We start from the raw sequence: 21,011 nt of genomic DNA, 5'->3' as shown, positions 1-21,011 counted from the left end.
GCCCGTACGGAGCCCAAATATGTCCCACATCAAAAAATATCTTGCCAGTTTCACCATATTCAGTGCTGGCCTGCTCGCTTCAGGCAGCCTGCTGGCAGCCCCCAAAAACCTGCCAAGTCTTGAAGAAGCGGCAAAAAACCTCGGCAAAACCGGCTTCCAGGGCCTGGTATTTGCCGCCCGGGGTGATAAGGTCTTGCTTGAAAAAAGCTTTGGCGCCATCAAGGACAGCAAGCAGACTTTCCGTTTTGCATCGATTACCAAACAAATGACTGCCATCCTGGTGATGCAGGAAGTTGAAGCGGGCAAGTTGCAGCTGGACCAGCCCCTGGGTGCTTACTGGCCCGACTATCCCAATGTCCAGGCACGCAATGCCACCATCAGGCAATTGCTGACCCATTATTCGGGTCTGTATAACGAGATGGTCAATCCGGCAGTGCATATGATGGATGCCAATAGCGGCGACGACATACAGAAGTTTGCCACCGGCCTGTGCGCCGGACCAGTCACAGCAGCACCGGGCAGCAAGTTTGACTACAACAATTGCGACTACATCGTACTTGGCGCCCTGCTCGAAAAAATCAACAAACAAAGCTTTTTAAGCCTGTTGCAGCAACGCATATTTGCCCCGGCGGGCATGAGTACGGCCAGCTATTACACTGCCGCCCTGCCCGACTCCAAACAGCATATCCATGGCACCCTGGGCGGCAAACCTGAACCAGAAGTCAATCTGGCCAGCTACGGGCCTGCTGGCTCCAGCTTTGGCACACTGAAAGATCTGTATGCCTTTGACCTGGCGTTCATACAGGGCAAATACCTGCCAGCCAAAAGCCGTGAAGTAATGGTCAAACCGAATAATGTGGGTGGCGCACTCGGTGTCTGGTCATACCCGTTCAGGGCATCAGATGCTCACAGTCAGGTGATGATCATTGAACGCCAGGGCTGGATAGCCGGTGTGCGGATATTGAACCTGGTCGATCTGCAGAGCCAGAGCATCCTCATCATGGTCAGCACCAATGGCGACCTGGACCTGTCGCAGACCTGGGCCAACAAAGGGCCGGCGGCGGAGATGTTGCGGGCTTTGCTGGGTACACAGTAAGAGTACTTGTGCTGGCGGATGCGGGCCAAAAGGCCGGACACAAGGGCACTGGGAAATTCAACTCGTCATACCCGCGCAAGGCGGGTATCCATGTTTGACGCGCCGTCAGATCAACAGGCTAAGCGGTTTGCAGCCACTGGATTCCGGCCTTGGCAAGAATGACGGGCTTGGGTTGTCGCGGTGAAGTACGTGTGAACCCGTCATATCTGTACCAGGTTCAAGGATTCCGTTTAGCCACTTCATTACCCACATAACCGCCACCTACTGCACCGGCAATCGTGGCCAGTGTACGGCCATTGCCGTTACCTACCTGGCTGCCTATCAGGCCGCCGATGACAGCGCCGACACCGATGCCGACCGGGCTGTTTTGTGCCGCTGGCTGTTGCGGATGATAACTATGGTTACTGCGTTGTTGCGGCTGGCTGGCCTGTGCCACTCTGGATGCGGGAGCATTGTTGTAATTGCCTGCTGTCTGTCCCTGATAAGTGCCTGGATAGGCATTCTGGTTTGAAGACTGGACTGGCTGGCTCATACTCTGCCCCATACCCTGACTCATACCTTGATTGGCACCTGGATTGACACCCTGCGCCATTGCCTGATTAGGCAAGTTCTGATTCATGCCCTGGTTAGCAGTCATGGCTGCCTGCCCTGTTGTATTGACCGGCGCAGTCGTACTATTGGAGTTTGGCAGTAAACCTGTAATGGCGGCAGCGCCCAACAGGCTGACCAGTATGACGGAACAGGCAGCGCCCGCCATCAGAGGGTGTATGCGTTTTGTTGTGGTGGTGACTTGGTCCATGGTGTTCTCCTGGTGAAATAAATGCTCTAGTGCCTACAACGCAGGAGCACGCTCAAAAGGAGACCACGGAAATGTTACGGCCGTAAGTAAATGTAACGACGCTGCACGTCAGATTCGTTAGCAACCGGTAGACCTGCGCTTAGCAACCAGCTTCAGCAATTCGCCCTTGCCAGCCTGTCCTGACAAGTACAGACGTAATTCAGTCACGTTATAGTGATTGGATGTATCGATGATGAAATCGAGCTTGCCATCATGATCAAGGTCGCCAACCCAGATCAGTCTGGCATTATTGTCCTCCTGATTTTCTGTATAGTCGAACAGGTATTGCTCGCCCCCCTGCAGGCTCAGGTAGATTTTGCCATCCCGGTTTTGCAGTCGGTATTCACTGCCCATGAAATGCATCAGCCGCTCTTGTCCCAAGGGAGGCAGGGATGACAGTTCAAACTCTTCATCAAGAGATCCGCTGACGACCCTGGCCTCATCCGACAACATCACTGTGCCGGCCCTCAGGCTGCGGTCAGACAGCATGATGCGCACATTATCGACTTTGGCGCTGACTTCTATCCCTTCATTACTGATCGGGTCGGCCACTTTTTTGAACCTGGGCTTGACCGGCACTAGTCGCCAGGATTTGTTCGTCTGCTGCAAGCCCAGCCAGGGGCCTTTACGTTCACCCTGTGCTTCACTGGCATGATAGCTTTGCAGTTCATAAATATCTGATGCCGCCACCGGCAGGGTGAGGGTGAGCGTGATCGATGTGAATAACAACGCGCTCAAGGTTCTGGTGATGAACATGATGGCTCCTGATATTGATGACCGGCGAGATTAAGCGGCTATTTTCCAAAAAATTTTTACCGTTTTGAATACAGTCCGTCAAAAGCGATGATCCACTGCCCTTTGGCGTCCGTGGATTCCCATAGTTGTCGCACGGTTCCGTTGGCATTCGGTGTCCAGCTGATTTTATGACGTATTGCCTGCCCTTCAGGTGAAACAGTCTGGCCTTCCAGCACCATGCTCGCGCCACGCCAGCCACCTTCAAGCAACAACAGCAGGCCCGTGTTGTCGACCCAGCTCTGGTGCCAGACTTTACGCGGCGCGTCGTAGATATTGAGACTTTCACCACTATAGCCATGACCGGTTTTATAACGCTCATGCAGGACACAGCCGTCATATTCGCGCCTGATGCTATTGGTACCGGCCAGCTTGCCGTCAGTGGTATGTACATTCCATTCACCAAGCCAGAAATCGAATTCATGCATGGGTGGACTGTCACAGGCAGCGGCCAAAACAGGCGTTGCAGCAAAACCCAGGCCCAGGCTGGCAAGAAACCCCAAGACATAGCGGCGCAAACTGGTGATGGCAGACATGCTTCCCCCATATTTTTCTGGCACACACTTATTTTAGATCATGGCACAATACCGTGCATGAAAATTAAACAGCACCTGGCACTACCCTACAGCCTGCGGGCAGAGCTGCTTTTGCAACTGGCGGCGCTAAGCCACGCGGGCATAGGGCCACTACAGGCACTACCCATGATCAAACTGCCTGGCCGCTACCAGACCAGGATGACTGAGACACTGAACCTGGTCAAACGAGGCAAGAACCTGGCAGAGGCCGGTCTGCACAGCGGCCTGTGGACACCGCTGGAAGCCGGTCTGTTAGGAGCAGCCCTGGCTGCGGGCGACCCAACCAGAACCTATCGCCACCTGGCCCAGCTCTACCAGGAAAAAGCCCAGCAAATTTCCCGCATCAAATCACGCATGATGCTGCCGGCCTTCATGGCGCTGGCGGCATTATTCATCCCGCCCCTGCCGCAACTGGTGGCTGGCAGCCTGAGCCTGGGGGGCTATTTGTGGCAGGCAATACGCAGCATCTTGCTGGCCGTCGGCCTGGTTGGCGGTGGCATTTTTGCTTACCGGCGCTTCCAGATGCGCCCACTTGATGCGCCCACTTCACTGCTCGACCAGGTTTTGCTGGCTCTGCCAGTTTTTGGCAAACTGCACAAGCGCCGCAATCTTTGCGATTTCTGGCAAAGCATGGCGTTGATGCTGGAAGCCGGCTTGCCCATGTTTGATGCCCTGCCCCTGGGCTTGCAGGCAAGCAGCAATGTCTTGCTGCGCCGCGAGCTGGCAAAGATACTGCCACGCATGCAAAAAGGGGCAACACTGGCTGAAGCCGTACGCGCACTACCCGCCATCAGCGATGCAACGCTGCTGGGCCTGATCAAAACCGGCGAAGCCAGCGGCCAGTTGCCGGAAATGCTGGAACACTATGCCAAAGGTGAAAACGCCAGCCTGGCGCTGCAACAGGAGCAGATCGCTGAATGGATACCGCGCATAGGCTATGGCCTGATCAGCGCCCTCATTGCCTACAATCTGATCAAGGGAGGCGGAGGCGCCGTGCCGAAAGTGCCGCACGACTTGTGATGCCGGCAGGCGCAACAAGTGATCAATCTCTGCATTAACGCCCCTACTTCCCGCCGACCGTAATTTTTTGCATGTCGTTGGCAAACAGGATCGTTCCTGCATAATTCTTGCGTATCGCCGCACTGCTTTCCATTTCATGACCCAGTGTGCGTTTCATGCGGTGCGACAGCACCAGTTTTCCAATCTTGGCAGTACCTGCAATGCGGCCAATTTCTGTTGGCATCATATGCAGCAGGCGGGCAACATTGTCAGCATCATTCTCCCTGGCGGCATTGTGGGCAACGAGCACATCACTGCCCTGCGCCAGCTGGTCCAGTGCCTGGTCGCTATTACTGGTGTCACCACTGAAAGTGACGCTGCAACCATGGCTGTCCACCCGCCAGGCCAGTGCTGGTACGGGGCCATGCAAGACGGCGATGGCGCTGACAGCCAGACTGTCGCCGATGCTGTAGCGCTGTATTTCCTTTACCTTGTTTTTCTCGCTCTGACCCGCTTCTTTGAAGGGGATTTCTTCGATTTCCATCTTGAACTGGCTGCTGACATCGGGGTCGGCATAATCGGCCAGGTAAGCATATGCGCCGGTCTCGCGATTGAACAAGGCATGCACGAATTCTTTAACACCAGGGAAAACGCCACGTTTGGGCGGACCATAGACATGCAACTCCTTGTCATAGCCGGCAAATGGCAAACCCTTGACCAGGGCCGGAAAATCTGCCGTATGATCGACGTGAAAATGGGAAAACAGCACGGCATCCAGGTCAGCCGGATTCGCACCGGATTTTTCGTAATTCAATGCAGCGCCACTACCAAAATCAACCAGGAGGCGCGCCTTGCCATCGACCCAGACCAGGTAGGAAGTGGAAGCCCGCTGATCATTGAGTTCTGGCCCGCCAGAACCCAGCACCTGCACGATGACCTTGCCGGGTTGGCAGGCCGTGGCAGCCTGGGTTTTGCCTGACAATGCAAGCAAGGCCAGGCAACAAAGGGAAGTAAAACGCAGGCTTGCAATCATGTTGACCCCGTAACGGATATAGTTAATGTTCAAGTATGGTAAGCAGTCCAGTCTATTCAATCTGCTCAGGCTGTTTCATGATGCACCCAGTGCCGCGTGTTGAAACCCTCCTCCGTCAATGCCTGCGCCAGAAATGAAGGACGGATGTCAAGCTGCTGCAAGTCGGCGCAATTGAACCAGGCAAAGGTCAGTCTCAATTTACCTTCATTACCCATATACGGGCCTGCATTGTTGAGCAGGCGCGAGTCAGGCAGCAGGCGCGTCAAGAAATACAGACCTAGTTCATGATGCTTCTGCTCACGATAGCTGAAGAAATTCTCTACCGTCCACAGCATTTTCTCGCAAATTACTGGCTCTGATAATTCTTCCTGCATTTCGCGCACGATGGTTTGCGCCGCCAGTTCACCCGCATCAATACGCCCGCCTGGTACGCACCAGAATTCATCCCCCTCGATCTGATGCAGCAATATCCTGTCTTCATGCAGGATGATGGCGGCGGCGCGCAGATTGTAGCGGTAGTTATCTATGTCAAAAGAAATCATGGTTTCCCTGTCGTTTCATCAACCCTCATCAACCTCCATCAGCCACCATCAGGCTGGTGGCGATTTGCTGGGTGTCTTTCAAGGTCTGCAGGACAATGTTGGAGCGGATATCGAGCACACCGGTGGTCTTGTACAAACGCTCCAGCACAAAGGCAGAATAGTGCTTGAGATTACGGGCGCGCACACGCAGCAGGTAATTGGCGTCGCCAGTAATGATGTAGGAGCCGACCACTTCCGGCCATTGCTGCAGGGCCTGTGAAAAGTTTTCATGCCATTGTTCCACATCACGGCGCATGGTGACCTGGACAAAGGCGTCGACTTCCAGACCTACGGCAGCCGCATCAATGACGGCGCAATAATGATGGATGATGCCCGCCTCTTCCAGCATGCGCACGCGCCGCAGGCAGGATGAAGGTGACAGGAATACCTTGTCGGCCAGTTCCTGGTTGCTGATGCGACCATCAGCTTGCAGTTGCTGGAGAATTTTCAGATCGGTGGCGTCCAGTTGCATGCGTTTAAATCCGGCTAAATCACTTCAGTAACACCCCTCACCACAAAAGCGGGAGTAAATAAAACATGTTGACTGGCAAATCAGATACTAAAATATAAATATTTTGGTGTCTTTGCGCGATGCACAAACATATAACTGCATTTTATATCAATTTCTATAAATTTATTCGCAGTAAATTCTACAAATAGCGATTTTCATGCTGCACTTTGCAAGAAAAATTCAGGCAATCCGGCATAAAATCTCTGCATCAACTTATGGGAGCCTTTATGTCTCAAGCCAGTCCCCGAATCTGGGATATCACACCACCTATCGCACCCGGCATACCGGTGTGGCCAGGTGACAGCGCCTACAGTGCCGAAACCACCTGGCAGATTGCCGATGGCTGCCCGGTCAAGGTCAGCAAGATCACCATGTCCACCCATACCGGTGCACATTGCGATGCGCCCTCGCATTATGATGCCGAGGGCAAATCCATAGACGAAGTGGCTATAGACACTTACATCGGTCCTTGCCGTGTCATTCACTGCATAGGTGTAGCGCAGGTCTTGCCTGAGCATGTGCAGCCCTATCTGTCGCAATTGCCGCAGCGGGTTTTGTTTCGCACCTACCGCAATGCGCCGCAAATGCAATGGGACAGCGATTTCCCCAGCGTCGCCACTGCCACCATAGAGCTGCTGGCACAGCATGGTGTACGCCTGATCGGTATAGACAGCCCCTCGCTGGACCCGCAAGAATCCAAGACCCTGGACGCCCATCTGTGCATGAAAGCACACCAGATGGCGATACTCGAAGGCATCGTCCTCGATGAAATCGCCACGGGTGACTACGAACTGATCTGCCTGCCACTCAAACTTGCCGGGCTTGATGCCAGCCCGGTACGCGCCATTTTAAGGAGCCTGTAACATGAGCAACACCAGCACCATTATTACCCGTGCCGATTGTGAAAAACTCGACCAGCAAGACCCACTGGCCGTTTTGCGTGAAGAATTTGACCTGCCGGCCGGTGTCATCTACCTCGACGGCAATTCCCTCGGTGCGCGTCCCAAAGCAGCACTGCAAAGAGCGCAGGAAGTCATCACCAGAGAATGGGGCACAGACCTGATCAAGAGCTGGAACACCGCTGGCTGGTTTGACATGCCATCCACGCTGGGTAACCAGCTCGCACCGCTGATCGGTGCAGAAGCGAATGAAGTCGTGGTCACCGACACCACCTCCATCAACCTGTTCAAGGCGATTGCCGCCGCACTGCAATTGCAGTCTGGTGACAGCAAGCGCAAGACCATCATCACCGAACGCAGCAACTTCCCGACAGACATCTATATGGCTGAAGGCATCACGCGCTGGCTGGACCGTGGTTACCAGATCGTGCTGATCGACACACCGGAAGAACTGCCGACAGTCATCAATGACAGCACTGCGCTGGTGATGCTGACCCATGTCAACTACCGTACCGGCTACCTGCATGACATGGCAGCCGTCACCGCCCTCGCCCACCAGCACGGTGCCTTGATACTGTGGGACCTGGCCCACTCTGCCGGTGCAGTACCGGTTGCACTCAATGCCGCCAAGGCAGACTTTGCTGTTGGCTGCACCTATAAATACCTCAACGGTGGCCCTGGCGCCCCGGCCTTTATCTGGGTGCCAGCGCATCACCAGGCGGTATTTCATCACCCCCTGTCCGGCTGGTGGGGCCATGCCAACCCGTTTGCCATGAGCCCTGGCTTCACACCTACGCCAGGCATACGGCGCGCCCTGTGCGGCACCCAGCCCATCACTTCGCTGGCGATGGTGGCCTGCGGTCTCGACACGTTTGGCAAAACCGACATGCAGGCGATACGCAAAAAATCACTGGCACTGACGGACCTGTTCATCAACCTGGTGGAAAGCCGTTGCGCCAGTCACCCGCTGGAGCTGGTGACGCCGCGCAATCACCAGCAACGTGGCAGCCAGGCCAGCTTCAGGCATCCGCATGCTTATGCCGTGATACAGGCGCTGATACAGCGCGGCATCATCGGCGACTACCGCGAACCGGCCATCATGCGTTTTGGTTTTACCCCTCTGTACACACGCTTTATCGATGTCTGGGACGCTGCGGAAGGTTTGCGCGACATCCTTGACAGCAAAGACTACGATGCCAACGCCGAGCGTCATGCAGTGACTTAACAATAGACACAATCTTAAAAATCTCGCCCCCATTAACCACAGTGACACAGTGACACAGAGGAAAAACAAAAGAGAGGAAAAGCAATATCCTGAATCTTCCAGGATTTTCTCTGCCCCCCCCTCTGTGACTCCGTGTCCCTGTGTTGAGAGATATTAAGCTACATTAAGCTTTACAAAGGAATACTATGAGCAATCAAGAACAAGCTGGCAAATGCCCCATGTCCTGGCATGGGGCGCAGATGGATTTTAGTGAGTCCATGAGCTATGGCGACTACCTGGGCCTGGACCAGATTCTGACGGCGCAGCATCCGCGTTCGCCCAATCATAATGAAATGCTGTTCATCGTCCAGCACCAGACCAGCGAATTGTGGATCAAGCTGATGCTGCATGAACTGCATGCCGTGCGCACCCATATCCGCAACAATGATTTGCCACCGGCATTCAAGATGCTGTCGCGTGTTGCTCGCATCATGGATCAACTGGTGCATGCCTGGGACGTGCTTGCCACCATGACGCCGAGTGAATACACCGCCATACGACCTTATCTGGGCGCCTCATCCGGCTTCCAGTCGCACCAATACCGTGAACTGGAATACCTGCTCGGCAACAAGAACGCCGCCCTGATCACTGTACATGAAAGCAAGCCGGAAGTGCACGCAACGCTACAGGCTGCCCTTGCCACACCGTCCATCTATGACGAAGCCATCATGCTGATGGCGCGCCAGGGTTTTGCCATCGATGCAGAACGCCTGCAACAGGACTGGACACAGGGTGTCACCGCCAATGAATCCGTCAAGGCCGCCTGGCTCAAGGTCTACCAGACGCCGGAACAGCATTGGTCGCTGTATGAGCTGGCAGAAAAACTGGTAGATATGGAAACCGCCTTCCGCATCTGGCGCTTCCGCCATGTAACGACGGTGGAACGTATCATCGGCTTTAAAACCGGTACCGGCGGCACTGCTGGCGTAGCCTATTTGCGCAAGATGCTTGACGTGGTCCTGTTCCCGGAATTGTTTGCATTGCGGACTGCCCTGTAATGCGCATACAGGCTGATAGTCTTAAATCAGCCGCTGCTGCGCACGCAGACATTTTTTTGGATTGGTTTTGCCACAGCCCGACATGCAAGAACAGGCTGACGTTTTATAGCAAGCAGTCAGTAACATAATGACCACAAAAATATCATCCATGCATGCATGACTTATAACAATTCATGCAAACACCTGATTTATAACAAATTTACCTGACAAAGACCAAGCCGGATGCCGGTAACAGGTCTAGAATATGGCGGCATTCAAGCTTGACTGATTCCACATCAGCCAAGCTTGAATAGATCAATGCATCAAGACATGATGCGCCCAGGATTTTTGCTTCCCCGACAGTAGTCATTGTTGTTACAACAGGAGTCAGGCATGAGCAGTTTGCAGGCAACCATCAGCAAGCCGGGCAACACCCCGACGTTTCAGTCCCGCACAGACCAAAGCACAGCAGAACATATCGACACTGCATTACATCTGCAAAGCAGTCTTGGCACCCTGTGCGCCCTTGAGTTCCTGAAAGCCAAAGGCGTGCCCAACCAAATTACTGTACGCGTTCTGGGGCAACCAGAGAAACGGCGGCTACGCGATTGAAGCATCCGCTTTCATTTTCATAAAACAAGCTCGCTGCCCGCCAGGGCATGACAGCGCGCGCCGTTTTTTCAACCAGGCCAGTTCATGCCTGCGGGATGCTTTGTTCGAACTTGAAATGGTTATGCGGATCGTACTTGTGCTTGACGATCTTTAAACGCTCGAGATTCGGGCCATAGTAAGCCCGCGCCCAGTTCGGCTGTTCGCGGTTGGGGAAATTGACATAGGCTTGCGGCAGCACAAACGGGGTCATGGCAGCAAAATATTCGCGCAGCCATTGCTGCTGCCGCTGTACCACATCCATCTTATCTATCGGCGCCCACGCGGCTTCCATCTCAAAAATGTAATTGGCATTCCGGTGCGGATAGGCGGTAGCACTCACTGGCACATCACGCACTTTGCCTCCAATTGCAAACAAGATGCCCATGTTCTCCGGAACGAGTGAGCCGCCGGGCCATTTCAGCATCCAGCGCACCATCATTTCCATGCCTTCCGGCGACATTTTTTCTGCCACGTAAGAAGAGCGCAGGTCATACATACCATTGGGATCATCCGTGATCAGGTAGTCACGCGCCTGCCAGTAACTCATTTCACGAATATCGGCTTTAACAGGAGTCACCATTTTCAGTACCGGCTCCAAAGCCTTCATCGCTGCTTCTTTGCCGCCGAAGAACTGACCCAGGGTAGTTACCTGCAAGTCCGCCATCGTATAGTTTGTACCGGCGCGGCGCGGCACAATCTTGCTGCGTGTGGAAATGGTGGTGGCATTGTTTTGCTGCAGATCCTGCAAGGCGGCGAACAATTCAATCTGTTGCTGGGCAGGCCAGAGGATATTGAAGATGGTGACATTGTGCGAGACATCCACCAGGTTGAACGTGAACGAGGTATTAATGCCGAAATTACCGCCACCACCACCGCGCAATCCCCAGAATAAATCCTGATAAGGGCCTTTGTCATCGGCAATCACCAGCCGCTCGTTGGGCAAAACGATTTCCGACGATTTCAGGCTGTCGCAAGTCAGGCCTGCGTGGGTTGCAGAAAATCCCCAGCCGCCCCCGAGTACCAGGCCAGACGCTCCTACTGTCGGGCAACGGCCCGAAGGTACGGCAAGACTGCTGCCGCTGAAGAAATTGGCCATATCCTGGTTGCTGACACCGGCTGAAATGGTACAGGTATTTTCTTTTTCATTGAGGGTGATGCCATTCATGGCCTTGACGTCAATCAGCAAACCCCTGGTCGTAGAAAAGCCTGCATAGTTGTGTCCGCCGGAGCGCACCGCAAACGGCTTGCGATTGTCTATTGCCCAGCGCAGACACAACTGCACATCTTTATCGTTCGCGCACATGGCGACAGCAATAGGCAAGATGTCTGCATAGCGCTGATTGTTTGGTGCAGCCGCCATCGAATAACCCATCTCGCCAGGTAAAATCAGGCGACCAGCCATACTGCGCGCCAGTGCCGCCAGATTATGCCTGCTATGCAGTGCCGGCGCGGCAACCACCTCGCCCGGAATACCCAGCACACTGGCAGTAGCCAGCGCAGTGGATGTTTGCAGAAAACGCCGACGCGACAGGGTCGATAGTGCATCCATTTACATCTCCTTGGGTTGGGCAAAACAAGCGTTGAATTCAGGAACGGAACCGCGAAAGCCACAAATAACGTCATTCATCTAACGAGGGAATCTGTAAATACCGTCAAGCCAGTTTTTTTGCGCAGCAACACCCCAGCGCGTGGTCGTCTTTTTTTGGGGACATCCACAACAAATCCTCGGTGTTCAATGGAAAGTGTTACTATTATATTAAAACAATAGCATATTAAATAGTATATTGTTTAAGATTTACGCAAAACCGCCCCAACGATGTTGCAGCTCCTACAGCACTGCCTTCGTCGCTGCCGTAGTCGGGGACTCAGACGCAACGAACCGCCCTTGCAAGGGCGGATTCCCAAACGCGTGAGCCGTCCTGGAACAAGCTTGTCTGCGCCCTATCAGATAAGGGCGCAGTATCACGACAATTTTGCTACTGAAACCACCTACTCTTCCAGAGTGAAATTTGCCATGCCTGCCAACCCAGGCGCTTTACTCGGTACGCTCATATTCCCAATGAAAACTCAGTGTATGAAAGGAATTATCTGAATAACTGCCAGAAATTCCCACAAGTCTGGCACCGACCATATCATCCAGGCCAGCATCAAAATAATAATTTCTATCGAAGTGCTCGCCTAACTGGCCCGCATGAACCGAGCGACCGTGACTGGTTTCAATCATCAGTCCTTCGACGCTATTGCGTTGCAGACCCCGCACATTCGTGATGAATTCCCCAGCAGTCAGCGTCAATGTTTCCTGCCTGTCGCCGCTGTTACCATAGGACGACTGGGTACCATTTGCGTACCTGAGTTGCAAACCACAGAGAGAAGCATGTGGGCGACCGGTAGAAAAAGTGCAAAGCTTGATTTCTATCAAGCCTCCGCTACCACAATCAAATTTTTTATCACGTGGTCGGTCACCAAACGAACCAACAACAACCTGGATTTTCTTTTTAGCAGCCTTGCCTGCTTTCTCCGGGTCAAAATAAGGCCACAAACGTTCGGCTGCCATCACCACATCAAGTTCCGCATCGAATTTGGCGCGTATCTGGGCTTCGCGCATATCACGCGCATTCTTGATTCTGTCCTTGGCTTCCGGGTCACTGACACGGGTCGCTGGGGCGAAGCGCGCCTCCTTGCGCCAGCCATCAAAACGGTCTTCAACCCAGTAATCCTCAATACGTCCCCATTCCCTGCTGTTGGTTATCTTGACGTCATTGTGCAAAAAACCCAAACGCCACTTCATCGCTTTTTCGCGGCATTCCTTTGCCGCATTGCCATAACGTTCGATTGCCTCTTTCAAGAACTGAAGTTCGCTTTGGGTTTCGTTGGGATTGTCGTCCGACTTGCCAGCAAGCTTGTCGTCGTAATACCTGACCATTTCCAGACGCGCAGTCAACATCAGCGTTCCCCATGCCACCAGCAAAGGCAACACAGCAACGCCTGCCTGAGCCTTTAAATAAGGCTTTTCATTTTGCTGGGCAGAAGTAATGGTGGCAACGAGCTTGCTGCGTTTATTGGCTGCGCCGGACTTCAGGTATTCATTGAGGTTATCGCGCGTGCCCTCCAGTATTTCTTTCATGGCTGTGAGCTTGGCTTCTTCCAGCAAGTCCTTCATGCGTTGCTCGACATAAGCCGTAATCTGGTTCCAGAAATCCTGATCATGCTTGTCTGGCCACAAAAAACCCAGCACTGCCTGTATGGCGCCGCCTGCCTCGGGTATCTTGCCGATCAGCGCCAATGTCGCTGTGCGCAACAAGTCACTATATTCTTTAAATGATTTCTGGTCGCTGGCCAGGTATTCGTCGCTGGCAGGAATCACTCGAAACAACTGGTGTCCACGCTCTTCAACTTTATCTTTCAGCTTGTTTTGCTGCACATTTTCCCAAGCCTTACCACCATCTTTCACCTCCAGCATTAATCCGCTATGGACAGATTTGATGTAGTGATACCCGTCACCATTCGACATCAGCCTGAAACGCTGGTTAGCGCCATGCCCTTGCGCATCACTCCAGTCCCATTGGATTAACTGCGCCCCGGCATCGGTAGATTTGTCCTTGATATCCCAATACATACCTGAATTGCGCATTACCATATAGTGATGGCCGTGACCGTTGTCGGCAAAACGGATTTGCTGGCCCGGATTATTCGTGTAGGCATCCTGCTGCTCTATCTTCAGGCCCCGATGCCTGTCATGCTTTTCCACACCAAGCGGCCGGTCGCTGTGCTTGGGGATGATGAAGTAACTTCTGTTTCTTTCAAAATTAAAGGACATACTGGCTCCAGAAAAAACATGCGCTCGCTGCGGCGACCGCATAGATTGGACAAAGGGGAAGCCTGCCCATTCTAAAACACAATGTGCCGGACTTATGCAAACCGCATCCGGATTGTTGAATTTTTAAACTGCTGACAAAGGAAGTCGTCAAGAAACCCATGTTTAACTTGATACTCCGGGCATCCAGCCATTTTTTTGGCTACATGGCGCATCGAGTATGAGCCTGTGCAAATCACATTCTGATGACTCAGCACCGGTTCTGACAATAGTTCGCCGACCAAGGGCACAACCTTATGAATGGAACGACTGCGCTAGAAACGCTCAACGGTGGCGAGCAGAGCGTTCCAGCCGGTTTTGGAAAAAATATCGTTTTGTATGATCCAGTGCATAGATGACTTCAAACTGTTAGTGCAAGTCTTTCATTGATCAATTTTTCTGAAAGTCAGGCTGATACGCTCACCCGCCCCCTCCTCTTTGGGAATGGCATGCAGCCAGGCCTGCTGTATCTCACCTGACATATACAACAAGGCTCCCGCCGTCAGCGGATAGCTGAATTCTTGTGCTCTGTCAGTCTTGCTACGATATACGATATGACGCAAACAAGCCAGTGAGATGATGGCGACGCCGGTTCCTATCGGCAGTTCATCAATCGCGTCCGAATGAAAGCCCATGGAAGAACTGCCATCGGTATAAAAATTCAGCAGGCAATTGTTGGGCATAAAACTGAGTTCGGCCTCCAGCATCTGACAAATTTCTTGCAGGACATCAGGCATGGGCGTGGCAGGATAGCTGATTTGCGAATAATCATACGGCACACCATAGCTCGCCGTTTTACGGGCACGCATCCTGTCATCCCAGATGATCGTGTTTTTTAAATGCAGAAACAGTTGTTCTGCTGTTCGCAAAAAACCGGGTTTTAAATAAATTGCGGGTGCCTGCATACAGTTCTGCCCTTTCTTCGTCAACTTTGGTTCTTCCAATGGCAGCATTGCCCGATGGGCAATGGCGGACGAGCCGCCATGCTCATGTCTGTGATTAACTCAAAAGCCTTTGGAACCGGCAAGCCTGGCACGTTGTCCGGTAAACTGCCCTCGCCCAAAACCAGTCAGGTTCCAGTGGCCGGCCACAGCGCCTGTCTTCATGTTGATTCTGCCATCAAAACTGGCGGAACCGGCCAAACCTTTTCCCGTCATCTGCACGACACCGTCGGTTGATACCTTGCCGGTAATCGTGAAACTGCTATGGGCCGTGCCTGAGTCGGCAGAGCCGAAGATATTGCCGCTGCCATCAACATGAATATAAAACGTACCGGCATCCGCGCCGTTATAGCTGCCGTAATAATCGCCGAGAACACCGGCATGGGCAGATTGGCTGCCTTCACCCTGCGCGGCTTCCCTGGCGAGCAAAGTTGCCTGGGAACGAAGCTGGGCAAGGCTGACGGCAGATTGGGCTGACGTGGCCGTTCCGGTATCCGCTGCAGCATCAAAAATTGATGTTGACACTGCCTGGGGCGCTGGCAATTTTTCCGCAGGTGCAGGAGCTGCTGTCGATGTTGGTGACAACTGGCGTTCTTTTTTTGGAGCAGGCAATGGCCTATCATGCCCGGATTTTTTTTCTTCTGTCTTCTGTATTGCCTGGTCCGCACGTACCGGGACAGCTATCAGGAATGCCGTCGGCAATCCCGATATGTCCCCATCTTTGTGAAGAACGTTGCTACGCGATAAAACCAGAAACAGCAAGCAGTGCATTACCACAATGATGATCAATGGCAATATGCGGATATTGCTTCTTCCATGCAATATGGATCGTACTGATGTCATTGAGGCACCTGCTGTCGTCATCTGGGGTCGGGTCGTGTATGGATACCCGTCTGCGCCGTATGACAAATTTAAAAGCCAGTAGTTCACCAGTCACCTGTACTTGCATGGCCCTGTGATTGCAGCGCCATGCAGGCCATGCCGTCCCCAATTATTCAGTTGCCTGCTGCTCCTGCACTACTGGCTTCTGCACTTTACGCTTCCACAGGCCACCGCTGGCAAAAGCCTGCCAGCCTGATTTGAGCCAGGCCAGCAATGCCCAGGCCAGCCACAAGGCCCACAGCAGCATCAGGCCGCGATAGACCAGGATGGGCAGTGAGAATATCCAGGCAGTCTGCAAATCTGCAGCAGCACGGTCAACATACCAGCGCAGCAACTCTGCATAAGAGCCATTACCTGTCACCTGCATGTCCGGCTGTCCCAGCAGGCCGGCCCGTACGGACTCAAGCAGGACAGACAGCATGATCAGTGTCAGCACAACAAAGGCCAACTGATACAGGTTGAACTGCCATCTTGGCCGCTCAGGATGGTCTGGCTCATTGCGCAGCTTGCAGGCATAAAACCAGGCAATCACCAGCACGGCGCCCCACCAGTCAACCTGGGTCAGTCCCAATGCCAGCAAAAGCCATTGACTGCTGCGCAATGGCAAGCCGCCAAAACGCCCCAGCAACAAGGCGACAGCAAGCATGACAATCAATTTGCCCCAGAACAGGATGGCAGGCCCCAGACCAGGGCCGGATGCCATCAATAGCCAGCGGTCATGCGGCATCTTCAGTTCCAGCCAGTTGTTGACACTGGCCATACCCAGATTGGCGGCAACAGTACTAAAGCTGCTGTGCATGCCCTGATCAAGTCGCCAGCTGACCTCTATCTGCTGTACACCAGGCACCACTGGCAACACCAGCTGGCGGCCATTGGCGCGTATCGGCCTTGCCTGCTGGTTGATGCTGACTTTCTGCAAGATGGCCTCAGGCGGCAGGCTGATGCTGTAATCACCACCCCGGCTGCTGCGCAGCTTGATGCGTAACAGGTAATCGCTGGCACGGGCGCCAGGGCTGACGATCAGGTGGCTGTCGTCTATGGTCATGGTCTGGCCGGGAATCGCCACTGGCCGTTCTATTGCCAGTTTCAAGGACTCGCCGGGCCAGGGGTAAAACTGCAGGTCGCCCCCGCTGCCAACGTCGCTTGCTGCGGGTGGAATACCACTGGTGCCGACATGCCAGATTGAGGTGGCAGAGACGACCCAGCTTTCCACCCAATCACTCTGCTGGCTGGCTTGCAGGTTTACCTGTGCGCTTTGCGGCAAGCTGGAACGCCATTCCACACTTCTGGCCTGCGGCCCCAGATTGACTTCCAGCTTGCCATCCTTGATGTTCATGCCACTGGTGGTGACCGCCTCCCCTGCCAGCAAAGGGACTTGCAGCAGCACCGGTACGCCCGCTGGTGACAGGCGCGTCACGGTGGTGAACACCTGCCATTCCTTGTCGAGCACCAGGCGTCTTTCTATCTGTAAAAAGCTGGGCAGCGCCGGCTTCTCCGCCTGCTTGCCGGTCTTGACCTTGCGGCTCAATTGCAGGGTATCGGCCACGCCGGAATCATCTGACAAACCTGCCACGTCCCAGCCTTCGGCCCTGACATCAACCTTGCGCGGTTTGTGCGGCAACGGCAGTTGCAGGGTATCGGCCTGCAGCAGGCTGCCTGTCAGTTCCACCCGGTGTTTGCCCGCTGGCGCCAGCAGCCACAGGTCACCGTGTTCGCCACGATGAACAAAAGCCGGTTTGCCATCAATACGTGCTTCGACCGGTTGCCAGCTTTTTGCACCACCGGGCAGTGCCAGGCTGGTGTCGGCAGCGGCATCCACCTCAAGCCCCAGCCTGACGCTATTGCCGCTGATCTGCACCAGCAGGCGAGATATTTCGCCACACGATGGCAGGCAGTCAGCCGGGCGGGTCAGCTTGTTTTTCAGCTCTTCGAGCTGCTCATTGCTCGGGGTTTGCGCCTGTACCGGTTGACTGATCAGGCCTGCTGCCACAAATACGGCCAGCAATACCACCGATGCAGTAGTGGCAGTCCTGTTGCCCAGCAACGGCCATTTACGCATGCCCAGCAAGCCTTGCAGATCTTTTTTCCCGGAAGCGCCCGAAGCGTCGTCATCATCCGGTTTTCTGAACATGCCCGCCACGCAAGCCAGCAAGATGCCCAGCAAGAGCAAGCGTATCACCACCAACAGCTTGACTGCCCACGGTGGCAACAGCCATAAATCGAGCTGCTGGTCTTGCCGGACCGGGCCGTCAAACACCAGTTGATAACGTCGCCATTGCCAGGCTGGCAGGCCGGGGCCGGTCTGTACTTTGGCATCGGGGTCAAAGTTGGTGTAATTGCTGGAGCGAACACCCATCTTGGATTTCACTGAATTCATACGGTATTTATCAACTGGTGCGTCCATTTTGGCAAGCGGCCTGACCTGCTGTTCAGCCATCTGCACGGGTTCAACCGCAGCAGGTGCCGCATTCTGTCCGCCTGCAACCGGCGGCGGTGGCGGTACTGCGGCATCTGCCGACTTGTCATACTCTTGCTGTGCAACCTGACGGCGGGCGGTGCTCATCACACTGTTATCGACCAGGTTGTAAAAACCGGGCGCATCCGACTCCAGCACAGGGTAAAGCGCTGACCTGACCTGGCTGGTGGCGAATACCAGTGAAGTCACCACCAGCACCAGCAGACTGGTACGTTCAAAACGCCTCATCCATAGTTTGAAGCCACCGGCAGGCAAGGCACGGGCAATGGCGGCAAAAGCAAATACCGTCATCCACAGATAGCGTGGCGCACCGGATTCATGATATGACAGGATCAGGGTCAGCAAAGCCAGCACTCCCCATTTGCGCCCCCACAACTGGCCGGCAGCCAGCGCCGTGATCAGCACGACAAAAAAATCGAGCAGGTTCCAGCGTGTCAGCCAGGCGCCGTCGGCACGGTCTGCCCCGCCAGCATAAAGCAGACGCCAGCCGGCAGGCAGGTTCAGTTCCATTGCCAGCCTGTCAAAATCCTGACGCCAGGTGACGGCAGGCAGTTGATGACTGCGCAGTGCAATCGTGCTGTCAGCATCCAGTGTGATACTGCCACGCCCCACTTCCACCCCGGCCAGTTTGTCATTGCCGCGCGTGATGACACGATCCTGTCCGGCCATGCCGACACGGCCCAGTTGCGCAATCTCGCTCATGGATAAACGTGAACTGCGGTTGATGTCACCCGTGATCGCATCGCTGATACTGAGCACGCTGCCATCAAAACTCAGCCACAGCCGCCTTTGCAAACTGAGTTTGTCGGGCGCTGGGTCACTGTCGCCACGGCGGATTTCCTTGAAATTGAATGCCGTGTCGGCTTGCATCATGTAGGCAGGCAGGCTGCGCCATTCTGCCGGCAGCAGGGTCTGTTGCGGGTCGACAGATGCAGGCCCCTCAATGGCTGTGGTGCGTATATATGGTTGTGCTTCAAATACCCAGACTTCTTCATCGGCGATCAAGCCCTCATCCCTGGTCGCGGGCTTGCCCAGGGTCAGGCTTTTGACAGCGGCGGGATGTCTGGCCGTCAAGCGGATGTCCCAGCTGCCGGCGCGGGCCTGTATGCTCAGGCTGCCGTCGGGTTTGATGGTGGCGGGCAAGACAGATTGCAAGTCTTGCGGTATGAATTCTGGCAGCAAGAAACGGGCTACATTGATTTCACGCCCCTTGCCCGAAATATCCAGATGCAACAGGGTGTCAACCTTGATCGGCACACCGTCCATGACTTTTCTGAAGATACGCAATTGCACCTGGTCATCGCTGGCACTATCAACCTTGCGTTGCAGCCACAGGGTATTGTCGTCGTCCCGTACAGGCTGTGCAACCGCCTGGCCCGCCAGTTCCAGTTTCAACAGGCCGGTGTCGGCAGCCAGGTGCAGGGACTCCGGCATGCTGTTCCATTCAAAAGTCCCGCTGATCTTGTGTACGCCACGTCCCAGCTTGAGCACTGGCTGTTGATCTCGCCCTATCACAGCAACCGCATTGCCATCGACCAGCACATCTTGTGGCCACTGGTCAGCATCGCCAGGCAGGCTGACCCAGCTCTCACTGTAGACATGCCATTCCTGGCTGAACTGCGCGCCTTTGGCGGTCACTTTCAATTCGAGCAGACCGGGCCAGACACAGCGCCTGTTGTCATTGTCCTCGCCGGTTTGCGGACAAGCCGCCTGCGGCACACCATCCAGCACCCAGGGCACCCAGGTCTTCAGGGGATCGGGTACTGCACTGAGGGGAAATTCTGCGGCATTGACCGGGCTGCCCATGTTGAAAAGAAAGATGCTGGCAAATAACAACAAAAGAGTAGCAATCCGGTTTTTTATCATGGCTGTCCCGCAGTTTCAGAATAAAAGTATCTGACAATTATAGTGAACTATTTTGCAATGGCGCTACACTTGCGGTATTTAATTTGCAAGCAAAAATTACCCGATGAAATTTCATGTATCACCGCGCTTTATCTGCTTATCGCTGGCTTTTTGCCTGTCCGCAAGTTTATCAAGCACCTCATCCCTGGCTGCCGATGCCAGGCTGGCTGGCGCTTATGTCCATGAAGACTATGGCTATAGATTACAGTTTCCACGACCGTTGATACTGTGCACGACACCCGCGCCAGCCCCAAATCATGGTTTTGTCGCCTTGCTCCACTCCTCATCCTGTACCGACAATGCCTGGCTCGGGCAGCCATATATAGAACTCTACGTACGCTACGATGTCTCGGACATGGCTGACAACAGTGCCGGACTGGGCATGGAAATATGCGAGGGGAACACGGCCCGTCCGGCTCGCCTGGCCGGCGTCAAAACGGCACTGTATCAATGTTCAACAAAACGTCATGCCGGTCTGTTGCACGAGGCTTTTTTTTTTGTGCACAAGCGAGAAAAGGATGCTGGCATCATTATTGGCCTGGACTTATACAGCGACCGCCACAGAATTGCCGCAGACAGGATAGTGTTAAAGCAAATGCTGAAGACACTGCGCTGGGAGTAATGCGGCGCACTCTTCTGGCATGATCAATTCCGGTTGAAGATTCACCCAGATGAAAGAACACAGATTGCAAATCGAATTCGCCGAAAAACAGACAAACAGCACACCAGTCACTGGTC

The 21,011-nt window shown here is 54.2% G+C and carries 18 protein-coding genes; 7 read left to right on the top strand and 11 right to left on the bottom strand.

Going from position 1 to position 21,011, the window contains the following annotated elements; translation table 11 throughout:
* The first annotated feature begins 19 nt into the window (after positions 1–19).
* Entirely contained in the window at positions 20–1,096 is a 1,077-nt protein-coding gene (locus LZ463_RS25040; protein ID WP_241459043.1) for a serine hydrolase domain-containing protein, read from the top strand.
* A 217-nt stretch (positions 1,097–1,313) separates the two neighbouring features.
* Here LZ463_RS25040 and LZ463_RS25035 read toward each other — a convergent pair whose 3' ends face one another.
* The 3 genes from LZ463_RS25035 to LZ463_RS25025 all read right to left on the bottom strand — a co-directional run bounded on the left by LZ463_RS25035 (position 1,314) and on the right by LZ463_RS25025 (position 3,262).
* The gene (locus tag LZ463_RS25035; protein WP_241459042.1) at positions 1,314–1,895 is read right to left on the bottom strand and encodes a glycine zipper 2TM domain-containing protein; all 582 of its coding nucleotides are present in this window, start codon (positions 1,893–1,895) and stop codon (positions 1,314–1,316) included.
* A gap of 117 nt (positions 1,896–2,012) precedes the next feature.
* Positions 2,013–2,690, bottom strand: coding sequence for a hypothetical protein (locus tag LZ463_RS25030; protein ID WP_241459041.1), 678 nt, complete (start codon positions 2,688–2,690; stop codon positions 2,013–2,015).
* A 56-nt stretch (positions 2,691–2,746) separates the two neighbouring features.
* On the bottom strand, positions 2,747–3,262 hold the full coding sequence (locus tag LZ463_RS25025; RefSeq protein WP_241459040.1) for a hypothetical protein: 516 nt from the start codon (positions 3,260–3,262) through the stop codon (positions 2,747–2,749).
* Positions 3,263–3,319: 57 nt separating this feature from the next.
* Here LZ463_RS25025 and LZ463_RS25020 point away from each other — a divergent pair, with 57 nt between their 5' ends.
* Entirely contained in the window at positions 3,320–4,321 is a 1,002-nt protein-coding gene (locus LZ463_RS25020) for a type II secretion system F family protein (RefSeq protein WP_241459039.1), read from the top strand.
* Between the two features lie 43 nt (positions 4,322–4,364).
* On the opposite strand, the gene LZ463_RS25015 is transcribed toward LZ463_RS25020, so the two are convergent.
* From LZ463_RS25015 to LZ463_RS25005, 3 genes are all read right to left on the bottom strand, one after another.
* Positions 4,365–5,333: an MBL fold metallo-hydrolase gene (locus LZ463_RS25015; RefSeq protein WP_241459038.1), complete on the bottom strand. Its 969-nt coding sequence runs from the start codon at positions 5,331–5,333 to the stop codon at positions 4,365–4,367.
* A 65-nt stretch (positions 5,334–5,398) separates the two neighbouring features.
* Positions 5,399–5,875 (bottom strand): NUDIX hydrolase, encoded by a 477-nt coding sequence (locus tag LZ463_RS25010; protein ID WP_241459037.1) that lies wholly within the window; start codon positions 5,873–5,875, stop codon positions 5,399–5,401.
* A gap of 28 nt (positions 5,876–5,903) precedes the next feature.
* Complete coding sequence (locus LZ463_RS25005; RefSeq protein ID WP_241459036.1) at positions 5,904–6,386, bottom strand: Lrp/AsnC family transcriptional regulator; 483 nt, start codon at positions 6,384–6,386, stop codon at positions 5,904–5,906.
* A gap of 266 nt (positions 6,387–6,652) precedes the next feature.
* Between LZ463_RS25005 and kynB the strand changes: the two genes are divergently transcribed.
* The 4 genes from kynB (at position 6,653) to LZ463_RS24985 (ending at position 10,177) form a co-directional block, all read left to right on the top strand.
* The gene (gene kynB, locus LZ463_RS25000) at positions 6,653–7,288 is read left to right on the top strand and encodes an arylformamidase (RefSeq protein ID WP_241459035.1); all 636 of its coding nucleotides are present in this window, start codon (positions 6,653–6,655) and stop codon (positions 7,286–7,288) included.
* A gap of 19 nt (positions 7,289–7,307) precedes the next feature.
* Positions 7,308–8,549, top strand: a complete 1,242-nt coding sequence (gene kynU / locus LZ463_RS24995; RefSeq protein ID WP_489686153.1) for a kynureninase — start codon at positions 7,308–7,310, stop codon at positions 8,547–8,549.
* 185 nt (positions 8,550–8,734) lie between these two features.
* A complete protein-coding gene (gene kynA, locus LZ463_RS24990) occupies positions 8,735–9,586 on the top strand; it encodes a tryptophan 2,3-dioxygenase (protein WP_241459033.1) in 852 nt (283 codons plus the stop codon).
* A 372-nt stretch (positions 9,587–9,958) separates the two neighbouring features.
* The gene (locus LZ463_RS24985) at positions 9,959–10,177 is read left to right on the top strand and encodes an adenine nucleotide alpha hydrolase family protein (RefSeq protein ID WP_241459032.1); all 219 of its coding nucleotides are present in this window, start codon (positions 9,959–9,961) and stop codon (positions 10,175–10,177) included.
* Positions 10,178–10,259: 82 nt separating this feature from the next.
* Here LZ463_RS24985 and LZ463_RS24980 read toward each other — a convergent pair whose 3' ends face one another.
* The 5 genes from LZ463_RS24980 to LZ463_RS24960 form a co-directional block, all read right to left on the bottom strand.
* Positions 10,260–11,765 (bottom strand): FAD-binding oxidoreductase, encoded by a 1,506-nt coding sequence (locus LZ463_RS24980; RefSeq protein WP_241459031.1) that lies wholly within the window; start codon positions 11,763–11,765, stop codon positions 10,260–10,262.
* A gap of 486 nt (positions 11,766–12,251) precedes the next feature.
* Complete coding sequence (locus LZ463_RS24975; protein ID WP_241459030.1) at positions 12,252–14,033, bottom strand: RICIN domain-containing protein; 1,782 nt, start codon at positions 14,031–14,033, stop codon at positions 12,252–12,254.
* Between the two features lie 419 nt (positions 14,034–14,452).
* On the bottom strand, positions 14,453–14,974 hold the full coding sequence (locus tag LZ463_RS24970) for an alpha-ketoglutarate-dependent dioxygenase AlkB (protein WP_241459029.1): 522 nt from the start codon (positions 14,972–14,974) through the stop codon (positions 14,453–14,455).
* Positions 14,975–15,073: 99 nt separating this feature from the next.
* A complete protein-coding gene (locus LZ463_RS24965) occupies positions 15,074–15,853 on the bottom strand; it encodes a hypothetical protein (RefSeq protein WP_241459028.1) in 780 nt (259 codons plus the stop codon).
* A gap of 148 nt (positions 15,854–16,001) precedes the next feature.
* The gene (locus LZ463_RS24960) at positions 16,002–20,234 is read right to left on the bottom strand and encodes a hypothetical protein (protein ID WP_241459027.1); all 4,233 of its coding nucleotides are present in this window, start codon (positions 20,232–20,234) and stop codon (positions 16,002–16,004) included.
* Positions 20,235–20,337: 103 nt separating this feature from the next.
* Between LZ463_RS24960 and LZ463_RS24955 the strand changes: the two genes are divergently transcribed.
* Positions 20,338–20,895, top strand: a complete 558-nt coding sequence (locus tag LZ463_RS24955; protein WP_241459026.1) for a hypothetical protein — start codon at positions 20,338–20,340, stop codon at positions 20,893–20,895.
* Positions 20,896–21,011: the final 116 nt, after the last annotated feature.

It is taken from the genome of Undibacterium paludis (genome assembly GCF_022568815.1).
Lineage (GTDB): Bacteria > Pseudomonadota > Gammaproteobacteria > Burkholderiales > Burkholderiaceae_D > Undibacterium.
Note: the sequence above shows the minus strand (reverse complement) of the source record. Positions and strands in the feature narration are given on the sequence as shown.